The organism is Ectobacillus sp. JY-23 (genome assembly GCF_023022965.1).
Lineage (GTDB): Bacteria > Bacillota > Bacilli > Bacillales > Bacillaceae_G > Ectobacillus.
Genome location: NZ_CP095462.1, coordinates 2242438 through 2268548, shown reverse-complemented (window position 1 = coordinate 2268548; position 26111 = coordinate 2242438). Strand labels below are relative to the sequence as shown.

Sequence of the window (26111 nt, the reverse complement as noted above, 5' to 3'; positions counted from 1 at the left end):
AATTAATTGTAAATGAATGAAATTCTATTTTTTAGAGAAAAGTGATTCAAGCTATATTTCTGTGTATTAGGTAGGTGAAGAGCAATGAAGGAGGTGGCAATATGTTCAACGAAGTATTGACGAACCTATTCAATGCGCTACGCAGCATTATCGGTATTATTATTTTACTTGTGACAAGTATTTTGTATGGTAAAAAAGGTGCTCCAATTTACTATTGGAGCACCTTTTTATGCAAGTATGAGTGAATAAAAGAGCTAACCCTTATGGACGTTCAATTTCAAATTGCTCTCCTAACTTCGCGTAGCTGTTACCCGCGAGGCGGCTGATGGGACGCAGTCCTGTAGCATTGATTCGTCCGTTTTCGTAGAGATGCTCTGCTACGTGGAAGCGGACAACCTTTCCAATTAGTAAATCACAGGCCGGGCCGTCCCCTAGGGGAATCGCTTGCTCGAGCAGGCATTCCATGCGGATACTGGCTTCCTGTACACCTGGCACGGCAATGACCTCGCTCGGTACTGGCGTCAGCTTAGCGAGCTCAATTTCACTTTCATGAGGAGGAAGCTGTGCCGCTGTCATATTAATCGCTTCCGCATATGTTTCATCGGAAATATGAACCACGAAGGCGCCAGTTTCTATCGCATTGCGTGCAGTGTCCTTTTGTAACCCGTTTTGTCGCTGAACAGACACAGAAATAAGGGGCGGGTTTGCAGTTACAATATTAAAGTAACTGAACGGAGCCCCGTTATGGACGCCATCTTTTGAGAGTGTAGTTACAAATGCTACAGGACGAGGGATAATACTCCCTGTCAGTAGCTTATAGTTATCTCGTTCACTTTGCGTGCGGGGATCAATACTGTGCACAATGCTTCCTCCTCTGTATTATTCGTTTTTTTGTAGCCACGTCTTGGCGGCTTCTACTTCACTTCGTGTCAGCTGATGACCGAAGCTTTCCCAATGTACATGTACACTTGCTCCGGCAGCTGTTAGCAGGGCTTCTAGCTCTGTTGTTTCCTGCGGCGGGCAGATCGGATCATTTGTACCAGCGCTGATGAAGACAGGGGTTCCTGTTAGGTCTGGCAAAGGAATCCCTCGGCGCGGCACCATTGGATGATGAAGGATCGCGCTTTTTAGGGCATTCTGATAATGGAAAAGCAAACTTCCGGCAATGTTAGCACCGTTAGAATAGCCAATCGCAATCATATTGTTTCTGTCAAAGCCATACTTCTGGGCTGCTTCGTCTAAAAAGTCATGTAACTCTTTTGTGCGAAACACCAAATCTTCTTCATCAAATACGCCTTCTGCTAAGCGTCTAAAAAAGCGCGGCATGCCGTTTTCTAATACATTCCCACGTACACTCAGTATACTATAAGATGGAGCAATAAGATTGGCTAGCGGCAATAAATCGGTCTCTGTTCCGCCTGTACCGTGCAACAATAACAGGGTAGGAGCGGTGGTATCCGCTCCTTGTTTATAAATATGCTTCATCACAGGTCCTCCTTCAGTACACGTACCTCAGCTGGCAAGAGGATGCGCTCTAGCTCAGCGCGTTTTGGCTCAAGCCATGGCGGCAACAGCAGTTTTTCTCCAAGCTGTTCAAACGGTTCGTTATGCAGGAAGCCTGGCGGATCTGTCGCAATCTCAAATAAAATCGCGCCTGGCTCTCGGAAGTAAATTGCATTAAAATACTGACGGTCCACAATTGGTGTGACTTGATGACCGTGAGCGCTCACATGTTCCCGCCATGCCTCGTGGTCGGAAAAGTCATCGGCGCGCCATGCAATATGATGAACGGTACCCACGCCCATGCGTCCTGGAGCCATTGTGGTTTGTTTGACATCAATGATATTGCCAAGGTCTCCGGATGCGCGGAACCGAATGAAGTCACCTTCTTCACCAACTCGTGTAAGTCCCATTACGTCTGTCAAAACGCGCATCGTCCCAAGGGGATCGGCACTCAATAGGACAGCGCCGCCAAACCCTTTAATAGCATGCTGAGCAGGGACGCCTCCAAATGCCCAAGCACTATTTGGTCCTTCCTCGCGTTCTGTAATTTCCAAATGCAAGCCATGGGGGTCATCGAACTCTAAATACATTTCTCCAAAGCGTTCATATTTCGTAACGGCAAGCCCGAATTTACTTAGGCGATCCTCCCAAAATGTGAGGGATCCCTTCGGAACAACGTATGTTGTAACGCCGACCTGCCCAGAACCGATGCGACCCTGATAGGCATCTGGCCAAGGGAAAAATGTGATGATTGTGCCAGGACTTCCTTGCTCGTTACCAAAATACAGGTGATATGTTCCTGGGTCATCAAAGTTCACCGTTTTCTTTACGAGACGAAGTCCTAACACGCCTGCGTAAAAATCAACGTTTTCTTGGGGATTACCAACGATAGCTGTTACATGATGAATACCTGTTGTGTGTTTCATATTCTTCACCTCTTCTGTAAAATCTTGAATTCGAGATATCTATTATAATAAAGTGTAAGCGCCTGGTCCTATTAACGCAACCCCAATTACGACTACAATCAGCATCAAATTATATTCGTATCCGTTTTGTGTAACCCAAAATCCATTTTTACCGTGTACAGTCAGAATAGCAACTAGCATCGATCCTGCAATTAGTATTGCTCCTGCCCAAGTAAAAATTCCTGCTGCGAATAAAAATCCGCCTAACATTTCTGTAGCACCTGCCATAAAAGCCATAAATACACCCGGTTTTAAACCAATTGATTCCATCCAGCCGCCTGTTCCTTTTAAGCCATAGCCGCCAAACCAGCCAAATAATTTTTGCGCACCGTGCCCCATAAATACAATCCCAACAAACAAACGAATTAATAACAACCCAAAATCCATTAACATATTTAAAACCTCCTAAAAGTTAATTAACTTACTTTATGTAAGTAATGATACTTTTGTTACTTACTTTTGTCAAGTAACTATTTTTAAAATCCATTAAAATTGTAAAGTCTAAACAAGTGGAACAAAGTTGTTAAGATTTTTGGACAATTATCCTCAAAGTAGAAAAATGAAACAAAATTACTTTATAATATGAAAGTAAGTGTAAAGGAGGACGTAACATGTTAAAAAAATTATTTGGTTTATCAAAAACAAAAAAAGATGAATTGATTGTAGCGCCGCTTACAGGTGCTGTTAAAAATATTGAAGAAGTGCCGGATCCAGTGTTCGCACAACGTATGATGGGCGACGGGATTGCGATTGTTCCTGAGGAAGGTGTGGTTGTATCTCCGGTTGATGGTGAGGTTGTACAGTTGTTTCATACCAAGCATGCAATCGGTATTAAATCGAGAAATGGTCTTGAAATTTTAATTCACGTTGGCTTGGAAACAGTTAATCTAAATGGTGAAGGATTTGAAGCACATGTGACTACAGGTCAGCAAGTAAAAGCAGGTGACAAGCTGATTACATTTGATCTAGCGTTTATTTCAGAAAACGCAAAAAGTACGATTACACCTATTGTCATTACAAATGGGGATGTATTCGGCGCGGTTGATAAATCACTTGATATTCGTGCTGAAAAAGGTACAACACAAGTGATGAAGGTAGCGCTTGAGAAGTAAAAATAATACGTATTGTTATCTTGTAGTTAAAAAAACGCGCTTTCCATATGGGAAAAGCGCGTTTTTTAGGCTTTTTTAAAGCCTACTTGATAATGGACACTTGCTGATGGGAGTGAGGGAGGAGGCTCCCTGACCGCCCGCGGAAAGCGAACTCCCGTAACGGAAATCTATAACGAGCTTTAACAGAGCTTTTTATAAAGTGAATGAAGTTACAAAGCGCGGGCATAATAGTTGACGATACATACTAGGTTTGTTATGATTGTGTCAGATTTAGTTGTGCACAATCTAAATGAGGAGTTCTACAAATGAATAAGGAAATACTAAAGCTTGAAAATCAACTTTGTTTTTCGGTTTATGCGTGTTCCCGGGAAATTACACGCCTATATCGTCCCTACTTAGAAGAATTGGGTCTTACGTATCCGCAATATTTAGTGCTGCTTGTGTTATGGGATAAAGGGCCTTCCCTTGTAAGGGAATTAGGAGATGAATTGTTCTTGGATTCCGGTACGTTAACACCGATGCTAAAACGTATGGAGACAAGCGGACTGGTAACGAGAGAGCGTTCGTCAGAAGATGAGCGTAAAGTGTTTATCACTTTGACAAAAAAGGGAGAGGCATTAAAGGAAAAAGCATATTGTATTCCTGAAACTCTTCTACAGCAAAGCGGTGTTTCTCCAGCTGATTTTTCTAAGTTGCTGGAGCAAAGCCGTTCGCTTTTACAAAATATTCATCAATACAATGAAAAAGGAGACTAACAATATGGAACATTTATACACTGCAAAAGTAACAGCGACAGGTGGACGAAACGGCAAGGTTGTTTCTGAAGATAACGTAATCAATTTAGATGTAAAAATGCCAAAGGCACTAGGCGGTCCTGGCGGAGAGGCGACAAATCCAGAACAATTATTTGCGGCAGGATACGCAGCTTGCTTTGACAGTGCGCTTAACTTGGTAGCTCGTACAAAGCGTGTAAGTGTTGGAACAACTGAGGTAACAGCTCATGTTTCCATCGGTAAAGGAACAGATGGCGGTTTTGAACTTGCGGCAGTATTAGAAGTAAAGGTACCTGGTGTATCTAAAGAAGAGGCAGAGCAGCTAGTGGCGGCAGCGCACCAAGTTTGTCCTTACTCTAAAGCAACAAGAGGCAACATGGATGTACAATTAAAAGTAGTAGAGTAATACAGGAGCTGTCCGTCAATGCGGACAGCTTTTCTCATATACGCTATACTAAGGGTAGGAAAACTTTATATAGTTTGAATTACAAGAAACAGTATAACCTAAAGGAGGAAGTATACATGCGTGTCTTATTCGTTTGTACGGGCAACACATGCCGAAGCCCGATGGCCGAAGCACTGCTTAGGCATCACGGCCAAGATGTATTCGAGGTAAAGTCTGCAGGTGTATACGCTGCACATGGTAGCGATGCTTCCACTCATGCAAAAGAAGCGCTTAGTGAAAAGGGGATTTCAATCGAGCATCAGGCATCACAGCTACAAGAGGAGCAGTTGCTTTGGGCTGATATTGTGCTAACCATGACAGAGGGACACAAGCAAACCATTTTACACTATTTCCCTGCAGTAAAAGAGAAAGTCAGCACATTATTTGAAGCAGCTTCCGGTATAAAAGGTGATATTTCAGATCCGTTTGGCGGATCTTTACGGACATACCAACAAACGAGAGATGAACTTGAAAATTTAATTTTAAATTTTATCAAAAAGCATAGCAATCACTAGTATGAAGTGATATGTTTCATTATGTATAAAAGGTGGAGGTGTCAGGATGAAGGTAGTTGTAGCATCAGACCATGGTGGAATCAATATTCGTAAAGAAATTATTGGACTGTTGGAAGAGCTAGGTATTGAATATATAGATTTAGGATGCAACTGTGAGGGCTCGGTGGATTATCCTGATTTTGCATTTCCAGCAGCAGAAATGGTCGCAAAAGGCGAAGTGGATAAAGGGATTTTAATTTGCGGGACAGGCATCGGTATGTCGATTGCAGCTAACAAAGTGAAAGGTGTTCGTTGTGCACTTGTTCATGACACATTTAGTGCAAAAGCGACAAGACAACATAACGACAGCAACATGCTTGCGATGGGTGAGCGTGTGATTGGCCCTGGCTTGGCGCTTGATATTGCACGTATTTGGCTATCGACTGAGTTTGAAGGTGGACGCCATGAAAAGCGAGTTGGTAAAATTAAACATTACGAAGCGTGATGCATTGTAGAAAAAACACCATGAATAGTTGTTCCTTACATTTCGCAAGCGTGATATAATTTGATGAAATATTCTAGAATCGGCAGTGTAACGCCGAACCTTATTAGACAGTTGGTTCCGCAAAATGCCGTGAAAGGAAGAATGGCGATGAATGAGTTAGCGCATTTAAAAGAACAATTACAAACGGCGCTTTCGGATTTTCAGGAACAGGCTCTTTTAAAAGAAGGAAGTATTTTTGTGGTAGGCTGCAGTACAAGTGAAATTATTGGCTCACGTATCGGTACATCCGGAACGATGGAAGTTGCGGAGATTGTGTTTAAGGAGCTTCTTTCATTTCAAAGCAGCACAGGTATCGCTTTGGCATTTCAGTGCTGTGAGCATTTAAATCGCGCCTTAGTTGTAGAAAGAGAAACGGCTCTCAAGCATGGATTTGAGCAGGTAGAGGTGTTGCCGGTTCGTTCAGCGGGCGGTGCGCTCCCAACGTATGCGTATCATAATCTTAAAGATCCTGTAATTGTAGAGTTTATTAAGGCCGATGCTGGTATGGATATTGGCGATACGTTTATTGGCATGCATTTAAAGCATGTAGCTGTGCCGATTCGCACGAGTGTAAAACAGATTGGTCATGCGCACGTCACAATGGCGAATACGCGTCCGAAATTAATCGGCGGCGCTCGTGCAGTATATGCAGTCAAACAAGAATCATTTACGTGTCAATAAGGCTATCTATACAGATAGTCTTTTTTTGCGCGGTGAAAATTGCCAAGCATGTGCACCCCGCTTATGGCCCCATACTAAGTCATCTTGTAAAAAGGATGTGAAAACATGAATCAAAATAAAGGTTCCCTACAACGTTTTGGCGGCAATGTGAAAGCGGGCGCAAAAAAGGCAGATGCAGAATTCGCACGTGAAATGCAGGCAAACGCAGAACGCGATCAGTTGATTAAGCAATCTAAACATAAATAATTAGTAAAGCAGCCCAAACGCGGGCTGTTTTTTTTGTAGTGTTTGAAGAAATCGGCCGATAGAAGAGGAATTCGGCTGATAGAGAGGTGAATTTGGCCGATAGAAGAGGAGTTAGGCCGATAGAAGGGTAAATTCGGTCGATAGAAGAGGAAGTTAGGCCGATAAAAGAGTGAATTTAGCCGATAGAGGTGCAATAAAGTGTGGGCTTCACTTTTGACTTTTCGGTTTGTAGAATTTATTCTTTCACTATTAAGTACAATCATGTTAGAATGAAGTTGAAAAATGTGAATGTTAAAAGGAATCGTGCCTTTATAATTCGTGTTTTTAATATTTATAACGAATATAAATGCGTAAAGTCTTGGTTTCTTTCAGCGAAAAGGGGGATTTTCATGGAGCATTTAAAGTTGCAGGATGAAAAAGTGTTTCAAGCGATTATGGCCGAATTAGGAAGACAACGTTCTAAAATTGAATTGATTGCTTCTGAGAACTTTGTTAGCGAAGCCGTTATGGAGGCACAAGGATCTATTTTAACGAACAAGTATGCGGAGGGTTATCCTGGTAAGCGTTACTATGGTGGTTGTGAGTATGTGGACGTAGCGGAAGACATCGCAAGAGATCGTGCGAAAGAGATTTTCGGTGCGGAGCATGCGAACGTACAACCACATTCCGGTGCACAAGCAAACATGGCTGTTTATTTTACTATTTTGAAACAAGGCGACACAGTGCTTGGCATGAATTTATCCCATGGTGGTCACTTAACACACGGTAGTCCAGTTAACTTTAGCGGTGTGCAATATAACTTCGTAGAGTACGGTGTAGACGCAGAAACACATGTTATTAACTACGAAGATGTAAGAGAAAAAGCAAAGCAACATAAGCCAAAGCTAATCGTTGCAGGTGCAAGTGCGTATCCGCGTGAAATTGACTTTAAGAAGTTCCGTGAAATTGCTGATGAAGTTGGCGCATATCTGATGGTTGATATGGCTCACATTGCTGGTCTTGTAGCAGCAGGTTTGCATCCAAACCCAGTTCCTTATGCTGACTTTGTAACAACAACAACGCATAAAACATTGCGCGGTCCTCGCGGCGGTATGATTTTATGTAAAGAAGAGTTTGCGAAAGCAATTGATAAATCTATTTTCCCTGGTATTCAGGGCGGTCCACTTATGCACGTTATTGCCGCAAAAGCTGTTGCATTTGGTGAAGCGTTACAAGATGAGTTCAAAGCATACGCACAAAACATTATAAATAATGCAAAGCGTTTGGCTGAAAGCTTGCAAAAAGAAGGACTAACTCTTGTTTCTGGCGGCACGGACAACCACTTAATCTTAATTGATGTTCGCAACCTGAACCTAACGGGTAAAGTAGCGGAGCATGTATTGGATGAAGTAGGTATTACAGTAAATAAAAATACCATTCCATTTGACCCAGCAAGCCCGTTTGTAACAAGCGGTATCCGTATCGGTACAGCAGCCGTTACAACACGCGGTTTTGGACTAGAAGAAATGGATGAAATTGCATCTTTAATCGCATTTACGCTGAAAAACCACGACAACAAAGAAGCGCTTGAAGAAGCAAAGCAACGTGTGGACGCGTTAACAGCGAAATTCCCAATGTATCCTGAATTATAAGAATTTTTCCAAAGGGCTGTGTTTATCAAACACAGCCCTTGAATATTGAGGGCGTTTTCTATACAATCGTACATAGTGCAAAAAAACGTCCGAAGGAGAGAGTATCACATGGGAAAACTTTACGTATTTGATCATCCTTTAATTCAGCATAAGCTCACATATATCCGCGATAAAAATACGGGTACAAAGGAATTTCGTGAACTTGTAGATGAAGTGGCAAGCTTAATGGCTTTTGAAATTACACGCGATCTTCCTCTTGAGGAAATTGAAATTGAAACACCGGTAAGCACAGCAAAAACAAAAGTAATTGCGGGTAAAAAGCTTGGAATTATTCCTATTTTGCGTGCAGGTCTTGGAATGGTAGACGGTATCTTAAAATTAATCCCTGCTGCAAAGGTTGGACATGTAGGTTTATATCGCGATCCAGAAACATTGCAGCCGGTTGAATATTATGTAAAGCTTCCTACTGATGTGGAGGAGCGTGATTTTATCGTTGTAGATCCAATGCTTGCGACAGGCGGATCTGCGGTAGAAGCAATCAACTCCTTGAAAAAGCGCGGCGCAAAAAGCATTAAGCTTATGTGCTTGTGCGCAGCACCTGAGGGCGTAGAAACGGTTCAAAAGGCGCATGAAGATGTAGACATCTATCTTGCGGCACTTGATGAAAAATTGAATGATCACGGCTATATCGTACCTGGTCTTGGCGATGCTGGTGATCGCTTGTTCGGCACAAAATAAGAAGGGGATTCCCCTTCTTTTTTTATGGGCCACAATCTAATTGAAGTCCCTGCAGGTGCTTAGTGCCGAGAAGACATCGTCAGCACGGAATTTTTTATTTGTAAATTTTTATAATTGCACAAGCTAAGCAAAAGGAGGTTATAGTATGATTCGACTGATTTTGCTTATCCTGTGCGTATGGGTATCACCTGTCCATGCGATGACGTTCCCGGATCATCCGAAGGCACCTGTACAATATGAGAATGAACAAGAGGTTGTCATTATTGAAGTAACACCAGATCGCTTACGAGACGTACAAGCGCATATACATAATCGTTATCCAAATATAACAGTGCGCGCTGTATATCAAACCGCATTACATGGATTAAGTGTAAAGGGAAGGCGTCGTGAACTGCGGGAGCTATATCAAATACCAGGCGTGGAGCGTGTTACACCGGTCACAACCTACAAGGCTCATATTAATGAAAGTGTAACATTGATTGGCGGGCAGGCCGCACATGGCTACTACGATGAAAAGGGAAATCGATTGACGGGCAAAGGTGTGCGCGTTGGTGTAATTGATACAGGGATTGACTACGAGCATCCGGATTTAAGACGAAATTATCGCGGTGGCTATGACACGTTTGACGATGATACGGATCCGATGGAATCTAAGAAAGTGGGACCGACTCTGCATGGTTCTCATGTAGCTGGCATTATTGCGGCGAACGGTAAACTGCGCGGCGTGGCACCCGATGCCACAATTATTGCTTATCGCGCCCTTGGTCCGGGCGGAACTGGCTCAAGTGAAACCGTACTGGCTGCGATTGAAAAGGCTATTGAAGATAAAGTAGATGTTTTGAATTTATCGCTTGGCAACGAGGTAAACGGTCCGGATTGGCCGACAAGCATCGCTTTGGACCGAGCGGTAGAAAAGGGGATTGTGGCTGTGACTGCTTCAGGTAATTCTGGTCCTGCCATTTGGACGGTCGGGTCACCGGGTACCGCTTCTAAAGCCATTGCAGTCGGCGCTTCTTCTCCGCGCCTTCGTATACCTTATATTGAGGTAAGCGGACGAAGCTTACGGTTAGACATGATGGAGGGATCGCCGGAATGGAATATCTCTCGCTCTTTACCTTGGGTGCATGCCGGTCTCGGTAAAGAGATAAAAAACGCGGCAGGAAAGATTGTTGTGTTAGAGCGCGGTGCCCTTACCTTTTCAGAAAAAGCAAAGCGCGCTCAAGAAGCGGGGGCTGAGGGCGTCATTATCTTCAATAATATGCGCGACTCCTTTCAAGGAGCGGTAGAAGGGGTAAATATTCCGGTTGCTGTTTTATCAGGTCGCGATGGAAAATGGCTATTATCGCAGCAAGGCGCACTGATGGGGACGGTCTTTCGAGAAGAGCAGGATGTATTGGCTTCGTTTAGTTCGCGCGGCCCTGTAACGCAAACCTGGGAGATTAAGCCTGACCTTGTTGCACCCGGGGTCAGCATTCATAGTACGGTGCCCGGCGGTTACCTTGCTTTACAGGGAACAAGTATGGCGGCGCCTCATGTAGCCGGTGCGGCAGCGCTGCTTCGGCAAGCGCATCCGGAATGGAATCCAGAGCAAATCAAGGCGGCGCTCATGAATACGTGCAAGCTACTATATCAAAATGGGAAGCCATATGCGGTATACGAGCAAGGAGCAGGGAGACTACAAATTGAGAAAGCGTTACGTACAAAGACGCTGCTGTATCCGGCGGCGCTCTCATTTGGACTACTAACAGGGCAAGCGCGCGTAAAAGTGGATGTCACGATTGAAAATCGCACGGACGCGCCCCGTACCTATATATTCCAGCCTCCGCCTGCGGTAACGGGTATACAATGGCATTTGCCGCATACATTGTATGTAGATGCGGGTGGGAAGCGCACGGTCCCCGTAGAGGCGGAAGTAAATGCGGCTTTTTTGCGTAATACCTTGCATCAAGGATACCTTACAGTAGTAGGGGATGGCGATATGGTGCAGCTGCCGTACCTGTTTTTTACAGGGGAACCCAATTACCCGCGCATTATGGGCTTTCAATTTGCGCAAGGAGACGGAGAAGGTATATATAAATATGAAATGTATTTACCGGGAGGTGCGGATGAGCTTGGGATTGTCCTCTATGATGCGGCAACATTTCGCTATATTGATTTCTTAGATTATCGTCAAAATGTGACAAACGGCAGGTATGAACAAACTATATTAAACAAACAATTTTTAAGAGGTACTTATAAGGCGCTTATCTTTGTTAAGAAGGGAAATAGGGAAGATACATTTGAGACTTTGCTAACATTTTCTTAGAATGGTATTTTGAAGTTGTGAAAAATGAAATCAAGCTGAAATTTTTCGCTTTTTTTCGATTTCTCGTTGACACTATTAAACACACTATTGTATGCTAACAATGGCGATAGATGGTAGGGCTTTCAGTGACAAGTTTCCATCTATTTTTTGACAAAACAGTGACAGTTTTCATTTTTTAAAACGATGCTGTTAAAAATGAGTTACTATTATCACATCACAACTTTTCTGCACGACTTCCCCACACTTGTTTTGGAGGGATTAACGTATGCAACAAAATCGACGCAATCCTCTGAAGGGCTACGCTCTTATGACAGGGATTCTTTCCCAGTTGGTAGGTTCCATTCTTATCGGCATTTTTTTTGGAAAGTGGATTGATGAAAAAGTCGGTACGTTTCCTCTATTTCTCATTATCGGTTTGCTGCTTGGTCTCGCAACGGGCATTTACGCAATGATCATGCTCATCCAAAAATTTAACTCAGGAGACCCGCAATGATTACAATGCATGAACTTGTCCGAAGACAAACGAAATACACGCTATACCTTACCGCGCTTTTTGTACTAGGTTGGGGTTTTACTCCTTACCAAAAGGTGTTTCTCGGTATGGCATTCGGGACAGCCGCAGGCTTATTGGGTTTGCGTCTTGTCGCATGGAAAACGGACAAGCTGTTAGATCGTGTAGAGCGAGGGGATGCAAAGGTGCGTTTTAAAGCGAATGCAGTTAGTACATATCCGCGCTTGGCTGCTATCGGACTTGGCATTATTTTCGCCGTGCGCTATCAGCATATGATGGAAGCATGGAGCTTTGGACTTGGATTGTTGACAGCATATCTTGTCATGATCATAGATTTTATTTACTTACAGTATGGAAGGGAAGAGAGGTGAATTACTGGTGGAACACGGTCAGTTAAAAGAGTTTTTAGGGTTAACGTTTGACATGTCTAGTGTGATGATGACGACGGTCGCAGCCGCAATCGTACTTATAATTGCTGTAGCAGCAACGCGTACGTTGGCACTGCGCCCAACGGGGATGCAGAACTTCATGGAATGGGTTATGGATTTCGTGAAGGGAATTATCAACAGCACAATGGATTGGCAAACAGGCGGTCGCTTCTTGACGCTTGGGGTTACTTTAATCATGTATATTTTCGTATCAAACATGCTTGGATTGCCATTTATGCTTTCCATTCACGAAGGAAATGAACATATTGCATGGTGGAGATCTCCGACATCGGACCCGGCTGTAACATTAACATTAGCCGTGATGGTAGTTACCCTCACCCATTATTATGGTATTAAGTTGAAGGGTACAGGCGAATACGTAAAGGGTTACTTCCAACCGATGCCTTTCTTGTTCCCGCTAAAAATCATCGAGGAGTTTGCGAACACATTAACATTGGGTCTGCGTCTTTTCGGTAACATTTATGCGGGTGAGATTTTGTTGGCTTTGCTTGCGGGACTAGGCACAAGCGGTGCACTAGGTGCTGTCGGCGGCGGTATCGCTATGGTGGCTTGGATGGGCTTCAGCGTTTTCGTAGGTGCAATTCAAGCATTTATCTTTACTATGTTAACAATGGTGTACATGGCTCACAAAGTTAGTCATGATCATTAATAAATTTTAAGAAAAAATATTTTTTTCCAATACAAAGGAGGACAAATTAAAATGAGTTTAGGTGTAATCGCAGCTGCAATTGCTATTGGTTTATCTGCACTAGGTGCTGGTATCGGTAACGGTTTGATCGTATCTCGTACAGTTGAAGGTGTTGCTCGTCAACCAGAACTTCGTAGCACGCTTCAAACAATCATGTTCATCGGGGTAGCACTAGTTGAGGCCCTTCCTATCATCGGCGTAGTTATCGCGTTCATGGTATTAAACAAATAAGGAGCAATCCTTGCATGGCGAAGATCGTGGAAAAGCCGTCTTCGCCATTCTTTTAATAAGGCGCGGCCGACAAGCGGCGGCGAAATATATGTGCCAAGAATCACGGCTTTTTTTTGTCGAGTTGAAACTACTGAAGGGAGTGAATCCTTGTGCTTTTAGGAGCTGCCATTCCATATGGAACGATTGTATACCAATTGGTTATTTTCCTAATTTTATTAGCTTTGCTTCGTAAATTCGCATTTGGACCTTTAATGGGTATTATGAAGCAGCGTGAAGAGCATATTGCCGGAGAAATCGAAGCGGCTGAAAGAAACAATGCTGAAGCCAAGAAATTGGTAGAAGAGCAACGCACAGCTATGGCGCAATCTCGCCAAGAAGCGAAGGAATTGATTGAAAGAGCGAAGAAACAAGCAGAAGAGCAAAAAGAAGGCATTATCGCTGCTGCTAAAGCGGAAGCAGAAGCTGTAAAAGCATCTGCTGTACAAGAAATTCAACGTGAAAAAGAGCAAGCACTCGCTGCTGTACAAGCGCAAGTTGCCGCTCTATCCGTTCAGATTGCTTCTAAAGTAATCGGAAAAGAGCTGAAAGAGGAAGACCAAGCTGCGTTGATTCGTAACTACATCAACGAGGTAGGCGAAGCGCGATGAGCAAAGATATTGTAGCTAGCCGTTATGCAGTCGCTCTTTTTAAGCTTGCAAAAGAAAAGCATATGCTGGAGACGTTTGAAGAGGAGTTGCGCACGGTTAAGGAAGTTTTCCAAAACACAAAGGAATTACATATGTTCCTTGAGCAGCCAAATATCTCCAACGAGAAAAAGAAGGATATGTTAAAAACAGTATTCTCTTCTTTATCTCAACCAATGTTAAACACACTATGTCTTCTTGTTGATAAACAACGTGAAGACATTGTAACGGATATTGCGGATGCGTATTTTGAGCTAGCGAATGCGGAGCGCAACATCGCAGATGCTACTGTGTACTCTGTTCGTCCTTTAACGGAAGATGAGAAAGCAGGCATTGCTGAGGTGTTCGCAAAGCGCGACGGCAAAGATGCAATTCGTATTAAAAATGTTGTGAACACAGAGCTGCTTGGCGGCATTAAGGTTCGCATCGGCAACCGTATTTATGACGGAAGCCTGCAAGGAAAATTGGCGCGTATTCAACGTGAACTTTTGAAGAATAGATAGGGGTGAAACGCATGAGCATCAGAGCTGAAGAAATTAGCGCACTGATTAAGCAACAAATCGAAAACTATCAGTCTGAAATCGAAGTTAGCGATGTTGGTACAGTTATCCAGGTTGGTGACGGTATCGCACGTGCTCATGGTCTTGATAACGTAATGGCTGGGGAGCTTGTTGAGTTCTCTAACGGCGTTATGGGGCTTGCGCAAAACTTAGAGGAAAACAACGTAGGTATTGTTATCTTAGGACCTTACACAGGTATCCGTGAAGGTGACGAGGTTCGCCGTACAGGCCGCATCATGCAAGTACCAGTAGGTCCTGAATTGATCGGACGTGTAGTAAACCCATTAGGACAACCTGTTGACGGCTTAGGCCCAATCAACACAACAAAAACTCGTCCTATCGAGAGCCCGGCTCCTGGCGTAATGGATCGTAAATCCGTACACGAGCCGCTTCAAACAGGTATTAAAGCGATCGACGCTCTTGTGCCAATCGGCCGCGGACAACGTGAGTTAATCATCGGTGACCGCCAAACTGGTAAAACAGCAGTAGCGCTTGATACAATCCTAAACCAAAAAGACCAAGATATGATTTGTATTTATGTAGCGATTGGACAGAAGGAATCTACAGTTCGTAACGTAGTAGAAACACTTCGTAAATTCGGCGCTTTAGAATACACAATCGTTGTTACGGCATCTGCTTCTCAGCCGGCACCATTACTATACCTTGCTCCTTATGCGGGTGTAGCTATGGGTGAAGAGTTCATGTACAACGGCAAGCACGTTCTTGTTGTATACGATGACCTTTCTAAGCAAGCTGCGGCATACCGTGAGCTTTCCCTATTGCTACGTCGTCCTCCAGGCCGCGAAGCATATCCAGGGGATGTATTCTACTTGCACTCTCGCTTGCTTGAGCGTGCTGCAAAACTTAGCGATGCAAAAGGCGGCGGTTCTTTAACTGCACTTCCTTTTATCGAAACACAAGCAGGGGACGTTTCTGCTTACATTCCGACGAACGTAATCTCCATCACAGATGGACAGATTTTCTTGCAATCTGACTTGTTCTTCTCCGGTGTTCGCCCAGCGATCGATGCGGGTACTTCCGTATCCCGCGTAGGTGGAGCTGCACAGATCAAAGCAATGAGCAAGGTATCTGGTACACTTCGTCTTGACCTAGCATCTTTCCGTGAGCTTGAAGCGTTCGCGCAGTTCGGCTCTGACCTTGATAAAGCGACACAAGCGAAGCTAAACCGCGGTGCTCGTACAGTAGAAGTATTGAAGCAAGGCTTGCACAAACCACTTAAGGTAGAAAAGCAAGTTATGATTCTTTACGCACTAACACGCGGCTTCTTGGATGATATCCCAGTAGCTGATATCCAACGCTTTGAAGACGAAATGCTTGCTTGGATGGATTCTAACCGTGCTGACGTATTGGAGCAAATCCGTACAACAAGACAGCTTGCAGAAGACGACAAAATGGCTGCTGCAATCAACGACTTCAAAAAAACATTCGCGCCTAGCGTTTAATGAATAGGGCTATTACAGCCCATGGTTGATGTTGAAGCTTTGTTGATTGGAGCGCAAGGCATGAGCTGCGGGAAAGCGAGTCAAAGGTAGAACCCACAGGCGTTAGCCGAGGAGGCCTCCTGACTGCCCGCGGAAAGCGAATGCCTGCAGCGGAAATCAACAGGTACAAAGCATAGCCATAAAAAGCGGAATCGGCCGGCGCCTTGGTGCCGGTCGGTAACGCATGAATATGCCTACTTCCGACTAAAAGGTGGTGAAAACCTGTGGCATCTTTACGCGATATAAAAGCAAAAATTAACTCCACGAAAAAGACAAGCCAAATTACAAAGGCGATGGAGATGGTATCCGCTTCAAAGCTGAACCGTGCTGAGCAAAACGCACGCGCATTCGTACCTTACATGAACAAAATTCAAGAGGTAGTAGGAAGCGTTGCAAACGGCAGCAAAGGCGTGAACCACCCGATGTTGACAGCTCGCCCTGTGAAACGTACGGGATATATCGTCATCACTTCTGATCGTGGACTTGCCGGCGCATACAACAGTAACGTGCTGCGCGCGCTAAGCAGAACGATTGAAGAACGTCATAACATGGATCCAAATCAATATGCAATCATCGTGATTGGACGTGTCGGCCGCGATTACCTAAAGCGCCGTAACTTCAACATCATTGATGAAATTACAGGTCTTTCCGATCAGCCTGCATTCGCGGACATTAAAGACATCGCATCTCGTGCGGTAGCTATGTTCACGGATGGTGCATACGATGAACTGTACATCCATTACAACCATTACATCAGCAAGATTCAACAAGAAGTGGAAGAGAAGAAAATTCTTCCTTTGACTGATGTAGAAACGAAGTCCACAACTCTTTATGAGTTTGAGCCTTCTGAAGAGGAAATCTTGAAAGTGTTGCTTCCACAATACGCAGAAAGCCTTGTGTACGGCGCTTTGCTGGACGGAAAAGCAAGCGAGCACGCGGCGCGTATGACAGCGATGAAAAACGCTACGGACAACGCACTCGATGTTATCGACTCTTACACACTTACTTACAACCGCACTCGACAAGCTGCGATTACGCAAGAGATTACGGAAATCGTCGGCGGCGCGGCGGCATTGGAATAGCATGAACGAGGCTGATCAGGTAATCTGAAAGCCAACATGAGGAGGGAAACCGATGAATAAAGGACGCATTACCGCTATAATGGGTCCCGTTGTAGACGTAAAGTTTGAAGACGGCAAACTTCCTAACCTCTACAACGCCCTTAAAGTAACACATGAAGGAAATGACACATCAATCAACCTTACATTAGAGGTTGCGCTTCACCTTGGCGATGATACAGTTCGTACGGTTGCGATGTCTTCTACAGATGGACTTGTTCGCGGCATGGAAGCTGTTGATACAGAAGGTCCAATCTCTGTTCCTGTAGGTGACGCAACACTTGGTCGCGTATTCAACGTACTTGGCGATCCAATCGACCTTGACGGCGAAGTTGCGACAGATGTACGCCGTGATCCAATCCACCGCCAGGCTCCTGCGTTTGAAGAGCTTTCTACAAAAGTAGAAATCCTTGAAACAGGTATCAAAGTAGTAGACTTGCTTGCTCCTTACATCAAGGGTGGTAAGATCGGTCTATTCGGTGGTGCCGGTGTAGGTAAAACGGTACTTATCCAAGAGTTGATTAACAATATCGCACAAGAGCACGGTGGTATCTCCGTATTCGCAGGTGTAGGTGAGCGTACTCGTGAGGGTAACGACCTTTACCACGAAATGAGTGATTCCGGCGTTATTAAGAAAACAGCGATGGTATTCGGTCAGATGAATGAGCCACCTGGTGCACGTCAGCGTGTAGCTTTGACTGGTTTGACAATGGCTGAGTACTTCCGTGATGAGCAAGGTCAAGACGTACTTCTGTTCATCGACAACATCTTCCGCTTCACGCAAGCTGGTTCTGAGGTATCCGCACTACTTGGCCGTATGCCATCAGCGGTAGGTTACCAGCCGACACTTGCGACTGAAATGGGTCAATTGCAAGAGCGTATCACGTCTACAAACAAAGGTTCCATTACTTCCATTCAGGCAGTATACGTACCAGCGGATGACTATACGGATCCAGCTCCTGCAACGGCGTTCGCTCACTTGGATGCAACAACAAACCTTGAGCGTCGCTTAACACAGATCGGTATTTACCCAGCGGTAGATCCATTGGCGTCTACGTCTCGTGCCCTTTCTCCTGAAATCGTAGGTGAAGAGCATTACACAGTTGCACGTCAAGTACAGCAAACATTGCAACGCTACAAGGAATTGCAAGATATCATCGCAATCCTTGGTATGGACGAGCTTTCTGAGGACGATAAGCTAGTTGTACACCGCGCACGTCGTGTTCAATTCTTCTTGTCTCAAAACTTCCACGTAGCTGAGCAGTTCACAGGTCAAAAAGGTTCTTATGTACCTGTTAAAGAAACAGTACAAGCATTCAAAGAAATTATCGAAGGTAAACACGATGATCTTCCAGAAGAGGCATTCCGCTTAGTAGGACGCATCGAAGAAGCTATCGAGAAAGCAAAAACGTTAGTATAACAGGTCTAGGAGGGACTATTCATGAAGACAATTCAAGTCAGTATTGTAACTCCTGACGGACCGGTATACGAAACAAACGCAGAGATGGTCAGTGTAAAAGCAGAGAGCGGGGAAATGGGGATCCTACCGGGTCACATTTCTACAGTAGCTCCTTTGCAAATTAGTGCGGTTCGTGTAAAAGTGGAAGGCAAAACGGATTATGTTGCAGTATCTGGTGGCTTTATTGAAGTTCGCCCGGACAAAGTAACAATTCTTGCGCCATCTGCTGAAGTCGCATCTCACATTGACGTCCATCGTGCGAATGAAGCGAAACGCCGTGCAGAACGCCGCATCGGTGAAAAGCAGGCAAACGTGGACTTCAAACGAGCGGAGCTTTCCTTACAGCGTGCTGTCAACCGTTTGAACGTTGCGAATATGAGATAATAACAAAACCGCAAAGGTATATACCTTTGCGGTTTTTTGTATGAAAAATGGAGGTATGACTACGTTCATCTACATGGATGGGCATGTGTTCACAGTTGGTGAGGGTACCTCTAAGGTTGAATGTAGAAGATACTCATGTTTATTGCTTCACATACAGTGATATTTCTTTCTTCCGCATTATGGATTATAAGAAGATAAGAATCATCCCAATCAATCCTGCTGCTAACACGTAATACAACATAGGTACGAGTGTCATCCAGATAATGGTTCCTTCTTGTCCCGTTAATCCTATTACGGAGGCTGCTGCTACGACATTTAATCATATCCAATTCGTTTATTCGTAGTCATATCCTTGTCCCTTTTCACATATATTTGTACGAGTTAAGAACGGGGGGCTTGTATGATTGAAGAAGCAAAAATAATGGCTCGTTCTGCCTTGGACGGGCGATGGAAATTAGCAGTGGGAGCGATGCTTATATATATCGTTTGTGTATTTGTATTTGCTTATTTGACACTTGGGATTGTATTTTTATGCATGATTTTACTTATAGGTTCAGCGTTTGAATCCGTATGGAATGTGGTCGTATATGTGTGCTATGGAATAGGTATATTCGCGATAAGCTCCTCATTGGCTTTTGGCTTCTTACATATATGTATGAAGCTTGCAAAAGGAGAGCGCACCAGCAAATATGATGTATTTCGGTATTTACACACTGCGAGGCAAATATGGACAACTGGTAAGGCAGTAGGGTTAGTAAGCTTATATACATGCTTGTGGTCACTGTTACTTATTGTACCAGGTATGATAAAGGTATTCTCTTATTCTATGACGTATTTTATTTTGCTAGAGAAGCCGCATTATACGACGCGTCAAGCAATAGAAGAAAGCAATGCACTGATGGAGGGACAGAAGCGCAAGTTGTTTTTACTTATGCTTAGGTTTACCGGCTGGATCTTGCTTTGCATTCTTACGTGCGGCATCGCATGTTTGTGGATTATACCGTATATATGTGTGACGATAAGTCAGTTTTATTTAAAAATCTCGCAAACAGATATAGAGCTCAGTATAAATCTTGTGGAGTAAAAGCTGCTGGAATGAGCGGCTTTTTGTACGTATGTATATAGTGAATCCGTTTGAATAGTGAATAAATTTTCTCTTAACCTTATAAAAACATGTTATTATACATGTAGTTCAATGGAAATCTTCACTACGTAGATGGATAAGGGGAGAGGCATATGTTAGAGGGAGAAATTATTAAATTTTATCGTAAAAAAGCTGGTCTTACGCAAGAGCAGCTAGGTGAAGGCATTTGCTCGACAACACATGTCAGTAAAATTGAACGAGGGCAAACCGCCTATTCTCCAGAGATTATTACACTCTTTTCGGAACGTTTACAGATTGATATAGAAAAAGAAATTGAATTTGTGCAAGGAATGAAAAAGCAACTTCATAACTGGCACAATGCTATTATTATGCAAAGAACGAAAGAAATTGAATCGACCAAAGAGAAGCTGGAGAAGTTTTCTTTTATTGAATCATCTATGTATGCGACGTTATATCAATTGCTGCGGGCCAGATATTTCATCATGCACAATGATTTAGGACAAGCTCATAAGCTGTTACAGCAAGTGGAAAAAGAGTATGATCAGCTTTCTTTGTATGAGAAAAACTTACTGCAGCACGTGCGAGGCATTTATTATATCTCCGACTATACGAACTTCACCATTGAAAACCAGCAAAAGGCGATAGAAGTGTTAAAAACGATTCGCATGGATGAATACGGCAATCCGGAATACTACTATCATTTAGCAATTGCTTATCATTGTATCGGTGTTAAGGTCATGGCGTATTTGTATGCAGATAAAGCCTTGCAGCACTTTAAAGAAACAAATAACTTTTTAAGAGTGATCAATGCAGAATCCCTAATGCTATTGCAAATCCGTGGTGATATGTATCTTGATTTCGAGGAAACCGTCGAACGTTATCATAACCTAATTGATGATAGTGAAGCTCTTCATGACGCTGAGAAAAAGATTATGCTACTTGGAAACTTAGGTTACGAATACCATAAAAGAAAAGAGTATATAAGCGCGCAACAGTGCTATAAGGAAGCGTTAGATATGGCAAACAAAGATCATCCATCTTATCTCTCGCATTTATATAATTATGTGCACAATGCAATAGAGGGAAACACATTACCTAGAAACGAGCTTGAGAGGATGACGAAGTACGGCTTGGCGATGGCTAATAAACTCGATAATCACTTTCATCAAGTGGTGTTTGAATTGCTCATGCATCAAAGTAAAGGGGATCCTGAGCGATATTACACGTTTTTACAACATACAGCTCTGCCGCTGTTTCAATCTAGCAAGCATGTTGGCATGATTAATGAATATGGACAAGCACTGTACCAATATTATAGGCAGACGGAACAACATGAAAAAGCAGTTCAAATTGCAGATATTTTTATGGAGAATATCGATATGTAAAAAGCAGGCTGTTCCAAAAGTAGAACAGCCTGTTCTATGTCTGATGCAGACCAAAATGTGTTTAGTTTAGGCTCTTTTCTAAAAGATTGTTGTTTTTAGATAGGTTTCCTTGTTTCAGGCTGGAGCGGAAATCAACCATTCCCCACTACTTGTTACATCGCAACAAAGTTTGCGAAAACAGCCTTAGTTTATACCTAATATGGATTTAATGCTGGTGATGGTTTCTCCCTGATAAGATTGTTGCGGCTCTGGTGTGTTTACTACATAATCATTTTGTTTTAAGTAATTGAGCTCCATCAACTTAAAGTCTTTTGCATCAGTTTTCCCATCAAAATTGATGTCTGTATTACGGTTGCTTGTTTCCCAATGTGTTTTCATTAAAATGGCGTCATGAATATCAATAACATTATCTTTATTAACATCACCGGCCTTTGATTTGATGGTGTAATAGAAAATGCTTTCCCCAGCATAGTACCCGGCTTCTTTTCGGCCAATTTCAAGCGGCGCATACGTAGCGAAGTGTCCAGGCACATCAATCATTACTGTATATACTTGCTCCGCGGCTGGTAGCTGATTGATATATATCTGTCCATTTTTTTGGATGTCCGCATTGTATATGTTACCTTTCGCATCTTGTGCCTTTACAGTTGCGCCAATGGCTGTGTAATCCATTGTATAGTTGTAGCTGCCGTCCTCCTTGTAGAGTCCTTCTGCTCCGAGCTGGGCTTGTATCTTAGAATAAGGTGTGTATATAGGCAATAAGCCTACTTGTGTATAAGGTCTTACTGTAGTACCATTCACATCTTTATAATAAACATTGTATGCATTGAACAGTTGAGACAAAACGGGGATAAACTCTTCCGCTTTTGTGTCTGCAATAATATCAAAGAGTGGAACATCGCCGTTCAAGGCATCGCCTGTCACCTTCATATTAACTGTGTTACTCAAGCTGGTCGTTCCTTTTGTAGTTACTTTGAATTCTGTATTTTCCGGCAAGGAGGCATGCTTACGGAATTCTACGGAATCAAAATACTTTGCTACATAATCTAAGGTAAATGAGAACTCTTTCGCATTCTGCAGGCCATGGCTATAGAACGTATACGTAACTTTATCTCCCATAGTAATCGCTTTTTGATTTGGCTTGGCATAGAAATACTGTGTACCCGCTTTAATATAGTAAATGGTTTGTGGAGGTAGTGAATTGCCTGCACGGTCGCCACTCGTCATTTGGATGGCCTGAACAGTTCCAGGACCTGCGACTACAATTTCTTTAGTAAACCGGCCGTTTTGATCCGTGGTAATGCTATAATTCGGTCCGTATGTTCCGTAATATACCTTGTTATTCCCTTGTGTCACGTTAATGCCAAACGTATTCATTTCACCTACTTCATTGTCTATCACAGTACCAGACAAGGTAACGGTTGATTGTCCTGGGGCTAGCTCTACAAAAGGAAGCTCACCCTTAGGCATGGCATTTGTTTGGTCTAATGTTAATGCAGGGGCGCTGTTATCTAAATATACATAATCTGTATAGATAAACTGCTTACCGCTTAAATTGGTGCCAACTGCTTTAATTTTATAAACCCCATCCGGTGCTAGCACAGATGTATATCCAACTGGCTTTTTTGCATTGCCGGTAAACGGATAATATCTACCGGAAAAGGCACCTGACAAATAATAATCAAAATCAATTGCCGCACCTGCTGTATAGATAGATGTAATCAATCCAAGGTCTTTATTTGATTTGGCATCTACTAAAATAAAATCTAGTGTTTGCATAGATGAATTGAATTTAAAATCTAAATCTGTTGCTTTCACACTGTACGGATTGCGTATACGATTTGTTGAAAAGGAAGGAGTGTGTACTTTAAAATAGTCCAATCCTTCATCAACAACACGCATGCCAAATGGAATTTGATACGCCTCTTCTGGATTATGCTTATTCACGATATGAATGTAGCCTTCGTATGTTCCTCTCTTGGCTGTTTTTGGAACCAGAATGTAAGCTCCTAACTCTTTTTTTCTATGTTTTTGTACAACGATGGAGGTATCCGATAGTTTGACGATAACACCGTTTTTCTTTGGATCCAAGGAGCCCTGCACGCCAATATTGTAAACAACAGAGAGTTCATACTTGGTTGTTTTATCACCATTATTGGTAATAGATACTGTCTTTTTATCTGTAAATGCCGGTGCATCGCCTACCGGAATAAAGCCGTAGCTAAGTCCCCCTGTTTCTTCTTCTATCAGGGTTTGTTCTCCATTTTGCATATACGGTGTTTTATCAAGAACAGCTATCTCTGTGTCGGCGTGAATGGCTTCATAAGGGTCGACTCTGCCTGCTCCCGTTTCAAACACGCTGTATGTACCTTTTAAGGGATCAGCAGTATTCATCAATGCCGTCTTAATATCTGCTGGTGTGTATTCTGGATGTGCCTGCAGAAGCAATGCTGCTATGCTCGCCACATGAGGAGAGGCCATGGACGTACCTGACATTCTGAGATAAGCGGAGGAATAATCAGACGTATTGTTTTTGCTGTTGATATAAGAAGGTACGGTCGATAATACGGTTACCCCTGGTGCCGTCACTTCAGGCTTGATATCGTATAATGTACCAGAAGGCCCCTTTGAGCTAAAGCTTGCTAATTCATCTCCTGGTAAATTTGCTGTGCCGGTCGTTCCCAGTGAGATGGTTGGTGTACCACCGTTGGTAAATAGCGCATGAACCGCTACTCCTGCTTTGTTTGATAGCGAAAACACGGGAATATTGCTATTGCTTTCCCCCAGATAGTGCGGTATATGGCCTTCGGTTGGATTGCTGTTATAAATGATAATACCTGCTGCTCCGTTTTGTTGTGCGTAATACATTTTTTCAGCAAGTGCATACGTACCTCGAGCTGCAAAAGCAATTTTGCCCTTTACGTCTTTTCCTATATAATCCTGTGCACCGCCTAGCCCCACATTCACCATCTCAAAGATTTTTCCGGACAGGTTACGAAAATCATCGGTCCACTTTTTGGTCATTAACTGCAATGTGTCCTCAATCTGCGTACCATTTGCTTCGAATCGACTTTCAAATGTGGTTACCTGAATAGAAGCTGAGCTGGCACCAACTGTTAGAGCTAAAGCTGCCGCCCCTGGAGACCCTAGTGTATACATACCCATGTCACCCTCATTACCAGCTGCTACTACAGCGGTTATACCGCTTAGTACTGCATTATCAATCGCTAAACTTGCTGGGCTTAATGGGTCATTTTGAAAGGAACCTAAGGAAAGGTTAATGATGTCCATTCCGTCAGTAATGGTTTTATCGATAGCTGCAATAATATTCGCGGTAGCACCACTTCCATAGGGTCCCAAGACACGATACATATAGAGCTCGGAATCCGGTGCAATCCCGAGAACCTTGTGGTCGGAAGTATTCTTAGCACGCCCGGCGATTGTTCCTGAAACATGTGTGCCATGAGAAGTGTAATACGTACTGCCATTCATTGTTTCTTGCTTACCAGATTTCTTCCAATCATCATATGTTGCTTCCATTGGATTGCTATCACTATCTACAAAATCATAGCCGCCCTTATAAGCGTCTTTTAAATCGGGATGGTGATAATCGATTCCTGTATCAAGGACACCAATTTTAATGCCCTTTCCCGTAAAGCCTTCTTTGTGTAACTGATCAATTTTTAAAAAGGAAATGCTATCGACCTTTGTTTCATTTGCTTCTCCGTCTATTTGGATAGGAGGAGTAATATGTACTTGTTTGTTGCTATAAACAGCTTTCACGACATCGGATTGCAATAGCTTCTCAATTTGATTGGCAGGAAGTGATAATGCTACGCCGTTTAAAGCATATTTATAGGTGTGTTGGATCTGGTAATCATCCTTACCTGATTTTTCATTTTTACCTATTTTCTCTTGAAGGTGCTTTTTAAATTGTACATGAGATTGCTCTACATTGTCGGCGGCTGCTTGCAGAGATAGTTTTTCACCCTTAGCCGCTTGTGCTGTTTGTGCAACTTTGGCAGGAAGTTCTTTAAATTCTACAATAACTGATACTTCTTCCGTGCTTGTTACATCTACCTCCTGTGATAAACGTAAGCCCGTCTTCAGCTCGTGTCTCTCCAGATTTTGCAGGGCATTCCGTTGCTCTGGTGTCAAATTCGCCAACAGACTTTCTGTGGAAGCTTGCGCATATGCAGCATGTGGTTTTACTGGAATTGCTCCTAGTAAAAGCACTGAGCTAACAGCTAAAGACATCAAATACCTGGCTTTTCTCTTTCCTTTTTTCAACATAATCCCTCATCCTCTCCCCTTAACTGACAAAATTCTCTTTCAATTCATTCTACAAGAAAACTGGCAATGTTTGAATCGGGGGAATTTTTTGCATTTTTCCTTATATATGTCATTTGTTTGCATTTATAAAATACGCTCTGTTAAAGATCGTTGTTGATTTCCGTTATGGGGCTTCGCTTTCCGCAGGCGGTCAGGGAGCCTCTTTAGCACTATGCGCCTGCGGGGCCTCCTGCTTTGAATCCAATCAACAAGTGCCAATTATCAACATGAGGCTTGAACACAGTCACAAAATAAAAAAGCATCCGA

Annotated in this window: 28 protein-coding genes and 1 pseudogene; 23 read left to right on the top strand and 6 right to left on the bottom strand. The window is 43.2% G+C overall.

Annotated features, from left to right (window positions below; translation table 11 throughout):
• Positions 1-101: 101 nt before the first annotated feature.
• Entirely contained in the window at positions 102-245 is a 144-nt protein-coding gene (locus MUG87_RS11710) for a hypothetical protein (RefSeq protein WP_247082307.1), read from the top strand.
• Between the two features lie 16 nt (positions 246-261).
• On the opposite strand, the gene MUG87_RS11705 is transcribed toward MUG87_RS11710, so the two are convergent.
• Genes MUG87_RS11705 through MUG87_RS11690 form a run of 4 tightly spaced genes read right to left on the bottom strand, consistent with a single transcriptional unit; the run spans position 262 to position 2855 of the window.
• Positions 262-861, bottom strand: coding sequence for a flavin reductase family protein (locus MUG87_RS11705; RefSeq protein ID WP_247082305.1), 600 nt, complete (start codon positions 859-861; stop codon positions 262-264).
• 18 nt (positions 862-879) lie between these two features.
• Positions 880-1485, bottom strand: a complete 606-nt coding sequence (locus tag MUG87_RS11700; RefSeq protein ID WP_247082303.1) for an alpha/beta hydrolase — start codon at positions 1483-1485, stop codon at positions 880-882.
• Positions 1485-2429 (bottom strand): ring-cleaving dioxygenase, encoded by a 945-nt coding sequence (locus MUG87_RS11695; protein WP_247082301.1) that lies wholly within the window; start codon positions 2427-2429, stop codon positions 1485-1487. Before MUG87_RS11695 ends, MUG87_RS11700 begins: the two co-directional genes overlap by 1 nt.
• A gap of 42 nt (positions 2430-2471) precedes the next feature.
• Entirely contained in the window at positions 2472-2855 is a 384-nt protein-coding gene (locus MUG87_RS11690; protein WP_247087668.1) for a DoxX family protein, read from the bottom strand.
• 224 nt (positions 2856-3079) lie between these two features.
• Between MUG87_RS11690 and MUG87_RS11685 the strand changes: the two genes are divergently transcribed.
• From MUG87_RS11685 to MUG87_RS11590, 20 genes are all read left to right on the top strand, one after another.
• Positions 3080-3580, top strand: coding sequence for a PTS sugar transporter subunit IIA (locus MUG87_RS11685; RefSeq protein ID WP_247082299.1), 501 nt, complete (start codon positions 3080-3082; stop codon positions 3578-3580).
• A 305-nt stretch (positions 3581-3885) separates the two neighbouring features.
• On the top strand, positions 3886-4335 hold the full coding sequence (locus tag MUG87_RS11680; protein WP_247082297.1) for a MarR family winged helix-turn-helix transcriptional regulator: 450 nt from the start codon (positions 3886-3888) through the stop codon (positions 4333-4335).
• Positions 4336-4339: 4 nt separating this feature from the next.
• Positions 4340-4759 (top strand): organic hydroperoxide resistance protein, encoded by a 420-nt coding sequence (locus MUG87_RS11675; RefSeq protein ID WP_247082295.1) that lies wholly within the window; start codon positions 4340-4342, stop codon positions 4757-4759.
• Positions 4760-4875: 116 nt separating this feature from the next.
• The gene (locus MUG87_RS11670) at positions 4876-5313 is read left to right on the top strand and encodes a low molecular weight protein arginine phosphatase (protein ID WP_247082293.1); all 438 of its coding nucleotides are present in this window, start codon (positions 4876-4878) and stop codon (positions 5311-5313) included.
• Between the two features lie 46 nt (positions 5314-5359).
• Entirely contained in the window at positions 5360-5797 is a 438-nt protein-coding gene (gene rpiB / locus MUG87_RS11665) for a ribose 5-phosphate isomerase B (protein ID WP_247082290.1), read from the top strand.
• A gap of 147 nt (positions 5798-5944) precedes the next feature.
• On the top strand, positions 5945-6517 hold the full coding sequence (locus MUG87_RS11660) for a TIGR01440 family protein (protein ID WP_247087666.1): 573 nt from the start codon (positions 5945-5947) through the stop codon (positions 6515-6517).
• A 105-nt stretch (positions 6518-6622) separates the two neighbouring features.
• Complete coding sequence (locus tag MUG87_RS11655) at positions 6623-6763, top strand: hypothetical protein (protein WP_164464220.1); 141 nt, start codon at positions 6623-6625, stop codon at positions 6761-6763.
• A gap of 389 nt (positions 6764-7152) precedes the next feature.
• The gene (gene glyA / locus MUG87_RS11650) at positions 7153-8394 is read left to right on the top strand and encodes a serine hydroxymethyltransferase (protein ID WP_247082288.1); all 1242 of its coding nucleotides are present in this window, start codon (positions 7153-7155) and stop codon (positions 8392-8394) included.
• A gap of 108 nt (positions 8395-8502) precedes the next feature.
• On the top strand, positions 8503-9132 hold the full coding sequence (gene upp / locus MUG87_RS11645; RefSeq protein WP_124564103.1) for a uracil phosphoribosyltransferase: 630 nt from the start codon (positions 8503-8505) through the stop codon (positions 9130-9132).
• A 145-nt stretch (positions 9133-9277) separates the two neighbouring features.
• Positions 9278-11437: a S8 family serine peptidase gene (locus tag MUG87_RS11640; RefSeq protein ID WP_281503648.1), complete on the top strand. Its 2160-nt coding sequence runs from the start codon at positions 9278-9280 to the stop codon at positions 11435-11437.
• A gap of 265 nt (positions 11438-11702) precedes the next feature.
• Positions 11703-11930, top strand: a complete 228-nt coding sequence (locus MUG87_RS11635) for an AtpZ/AtpI family protein (protein WP_247082286.1) — start codon at positions 11703-11705, stop codon at positions 11928-11930.
• Positions 11927-12319 (top strand): ATP synthase subunit I, encoded by a 393-nt coding sequence (locus MUG87_RS11630; protein ID WP_247082284.1) that lies wholly within the window; start codon positions 11927-11929, stop codon positions 12317-12319. The genes MUG87_RS11635 and MUG87_RS11630 overlap by 4 nt, the downstream gene beginning before the upstream one ends.
• 7 nt (positions 12320-12326) lie before the next feature.
• Entirely contained in the window at positions 12327-13046 is a 720-nt protein-coding gene (gene atpB / locus MUG87_RS11625) for a F0F1 ATP synthase subunit A (RefSeq protein ID WP_247082282.1), read from the top strand.
• A 51-nt stretch (positions 13047-13097) separates the two neighbouring features.
• Entirely contained in the window at positions 13098-13316 is a 219-nt protein-coding gene (atpE, locus tag MUG87_RS11620) for a F0F1 ATP synthase subunit C (protein ID WP_124564099.1), read from the top strand.
• A 143-nt stretch (positions 13317-13459) separates the two neighbouring features.
• On the top strand, positions 13460-13963 hold the full coding sequence (gene atpF / locus MUG87_RS11615; RefSeq protein WP_247087664.1) for a F0F1 ATP synthase subunit B: 504 nt from the start codon (positions 13460-13462) through the stop codon (positions 13961-13963).
• The gene (locus tag MUG87_RS11610) at positions 13960-14502 is read left to right on the top strand and encodes a F0F1 ATP synthase subunit delta (RefSeq protein ID WP_124564097.1); all 543 of its coding nucleotides are present in this window, start codon (positions 13960-13962) and stop codon (positions 14500-14502) included. The genes atpF and MUG87_RS11610 overlap by 4 nt, the downstream gene beginning before the upstream one ends.
• A gap of 11 nt (positions 14503-14513) precedes the next feature.
• A complete protein-coding gene (gene atpA / locus MUG87_RS11605) occupies positions 14514-16022 on the top strand; it encodes a F0F1 ATP synthase subunit alpha (RefSeq protein WP_247082280.1) in 1509 nt (502 codons plus the stop codon).
• A gap of 263 nt (positions 16023-16285) precedes the next feature.
• Complete coding sequence (atpG, locus tag MUG87_RS11600; RefSeq protein WP_124564095.1) at positions 16286-17143, top strand: ATP synthase F1 subunit gamma; 858 nt, start codon at positions 16286-16288, stop codon at positions 17141-17143.
• 52 nt (positions 17144-17195) lie between these two features.
• Positions 17196-18599 carry a F0F1 ATP synthase subunit beta gene (gene atpD / locus MUG87_RS11595; protein WP_247082278.1) on the top strand — a complete coding sequence of 468 codons (1404 nt, stop codon included), beginning with the start codon at positions 17196-17198 and terminating at the stop codon, positions 18597-18599.
• Positions 18600-18620: 21 nt separating this feature from the next.
• The gene (locus MUG87_RS11590) at positions 18621-19022 is read left to right on the top strand and encodes a F0F1 ATP synthase subunit epsilon (RefSeq protein ID WP_247082275.1); all 402 of its coding nucleotides are present in this window, start codon (positions 18621-18623) and stop codon (positions 19020-19022) included.
• Between the two features lie 184 nt (positions 19023-19206).
• On the opposite strand, the pseudogene MUG87_RS11585 reads toward MUG87_RS11590, so the two are convergent.
• Positions 19207-19326: pseudogene (locus MUG87_RS11585) on the bottom strand (hypothetical protein); the annotation flags it as partial.
• Between the two features lie 96 nt (positions 19327-19422).
• Here MUG87_RS11585 and MUG87_RS11580 point away from each other — a divergent pair.
• Both MUG87_RS11580 and MUG87_RS11575 read left to right on the top strand, forming a co-directional pair.
• Positions 19423-20106 carry a DUF975 family protein gene (locus tag MUG87_RS11580; protein WP_247082273.1) on the top strand — a complete coding sequence of 228 codons (684 nt, stop codon included), beginning with the start codon at positions 19423-19425 and terminating at the stop codon, positions 20104-20106.
• A 152-nt stretch (positions 20107-20258) separates the two neighbouring features.
• A complete protein-coding gene (locus MUG87_RS11575) occupies positions 20259-21512 on the top strand; it encodes a helix-turn-helix domain-containing protein (RefSeq protein ID WP_247082271.1) in 1254 nt (417 codons plus the stop codon).
• A gap of 183 nt (positions 21513-21695) precedes the next feature.
• Here MUG87_RS11575 and MUG87_RS11570 read toward each other — a convergent pair whose 3' ends face one another.
• Complete coding sequence (locus MUG87_RS11570; RefSeq protein WP_247082262.1) at positions 21696-25805, bottom strand: S8 family serine peptidase; 4110 nt, start codon at positions 25803-25805, stop codon at positions 21696-21698.
• Between the last annotated feature and the right edge of the window lie 306 nt (positions 25806-26111).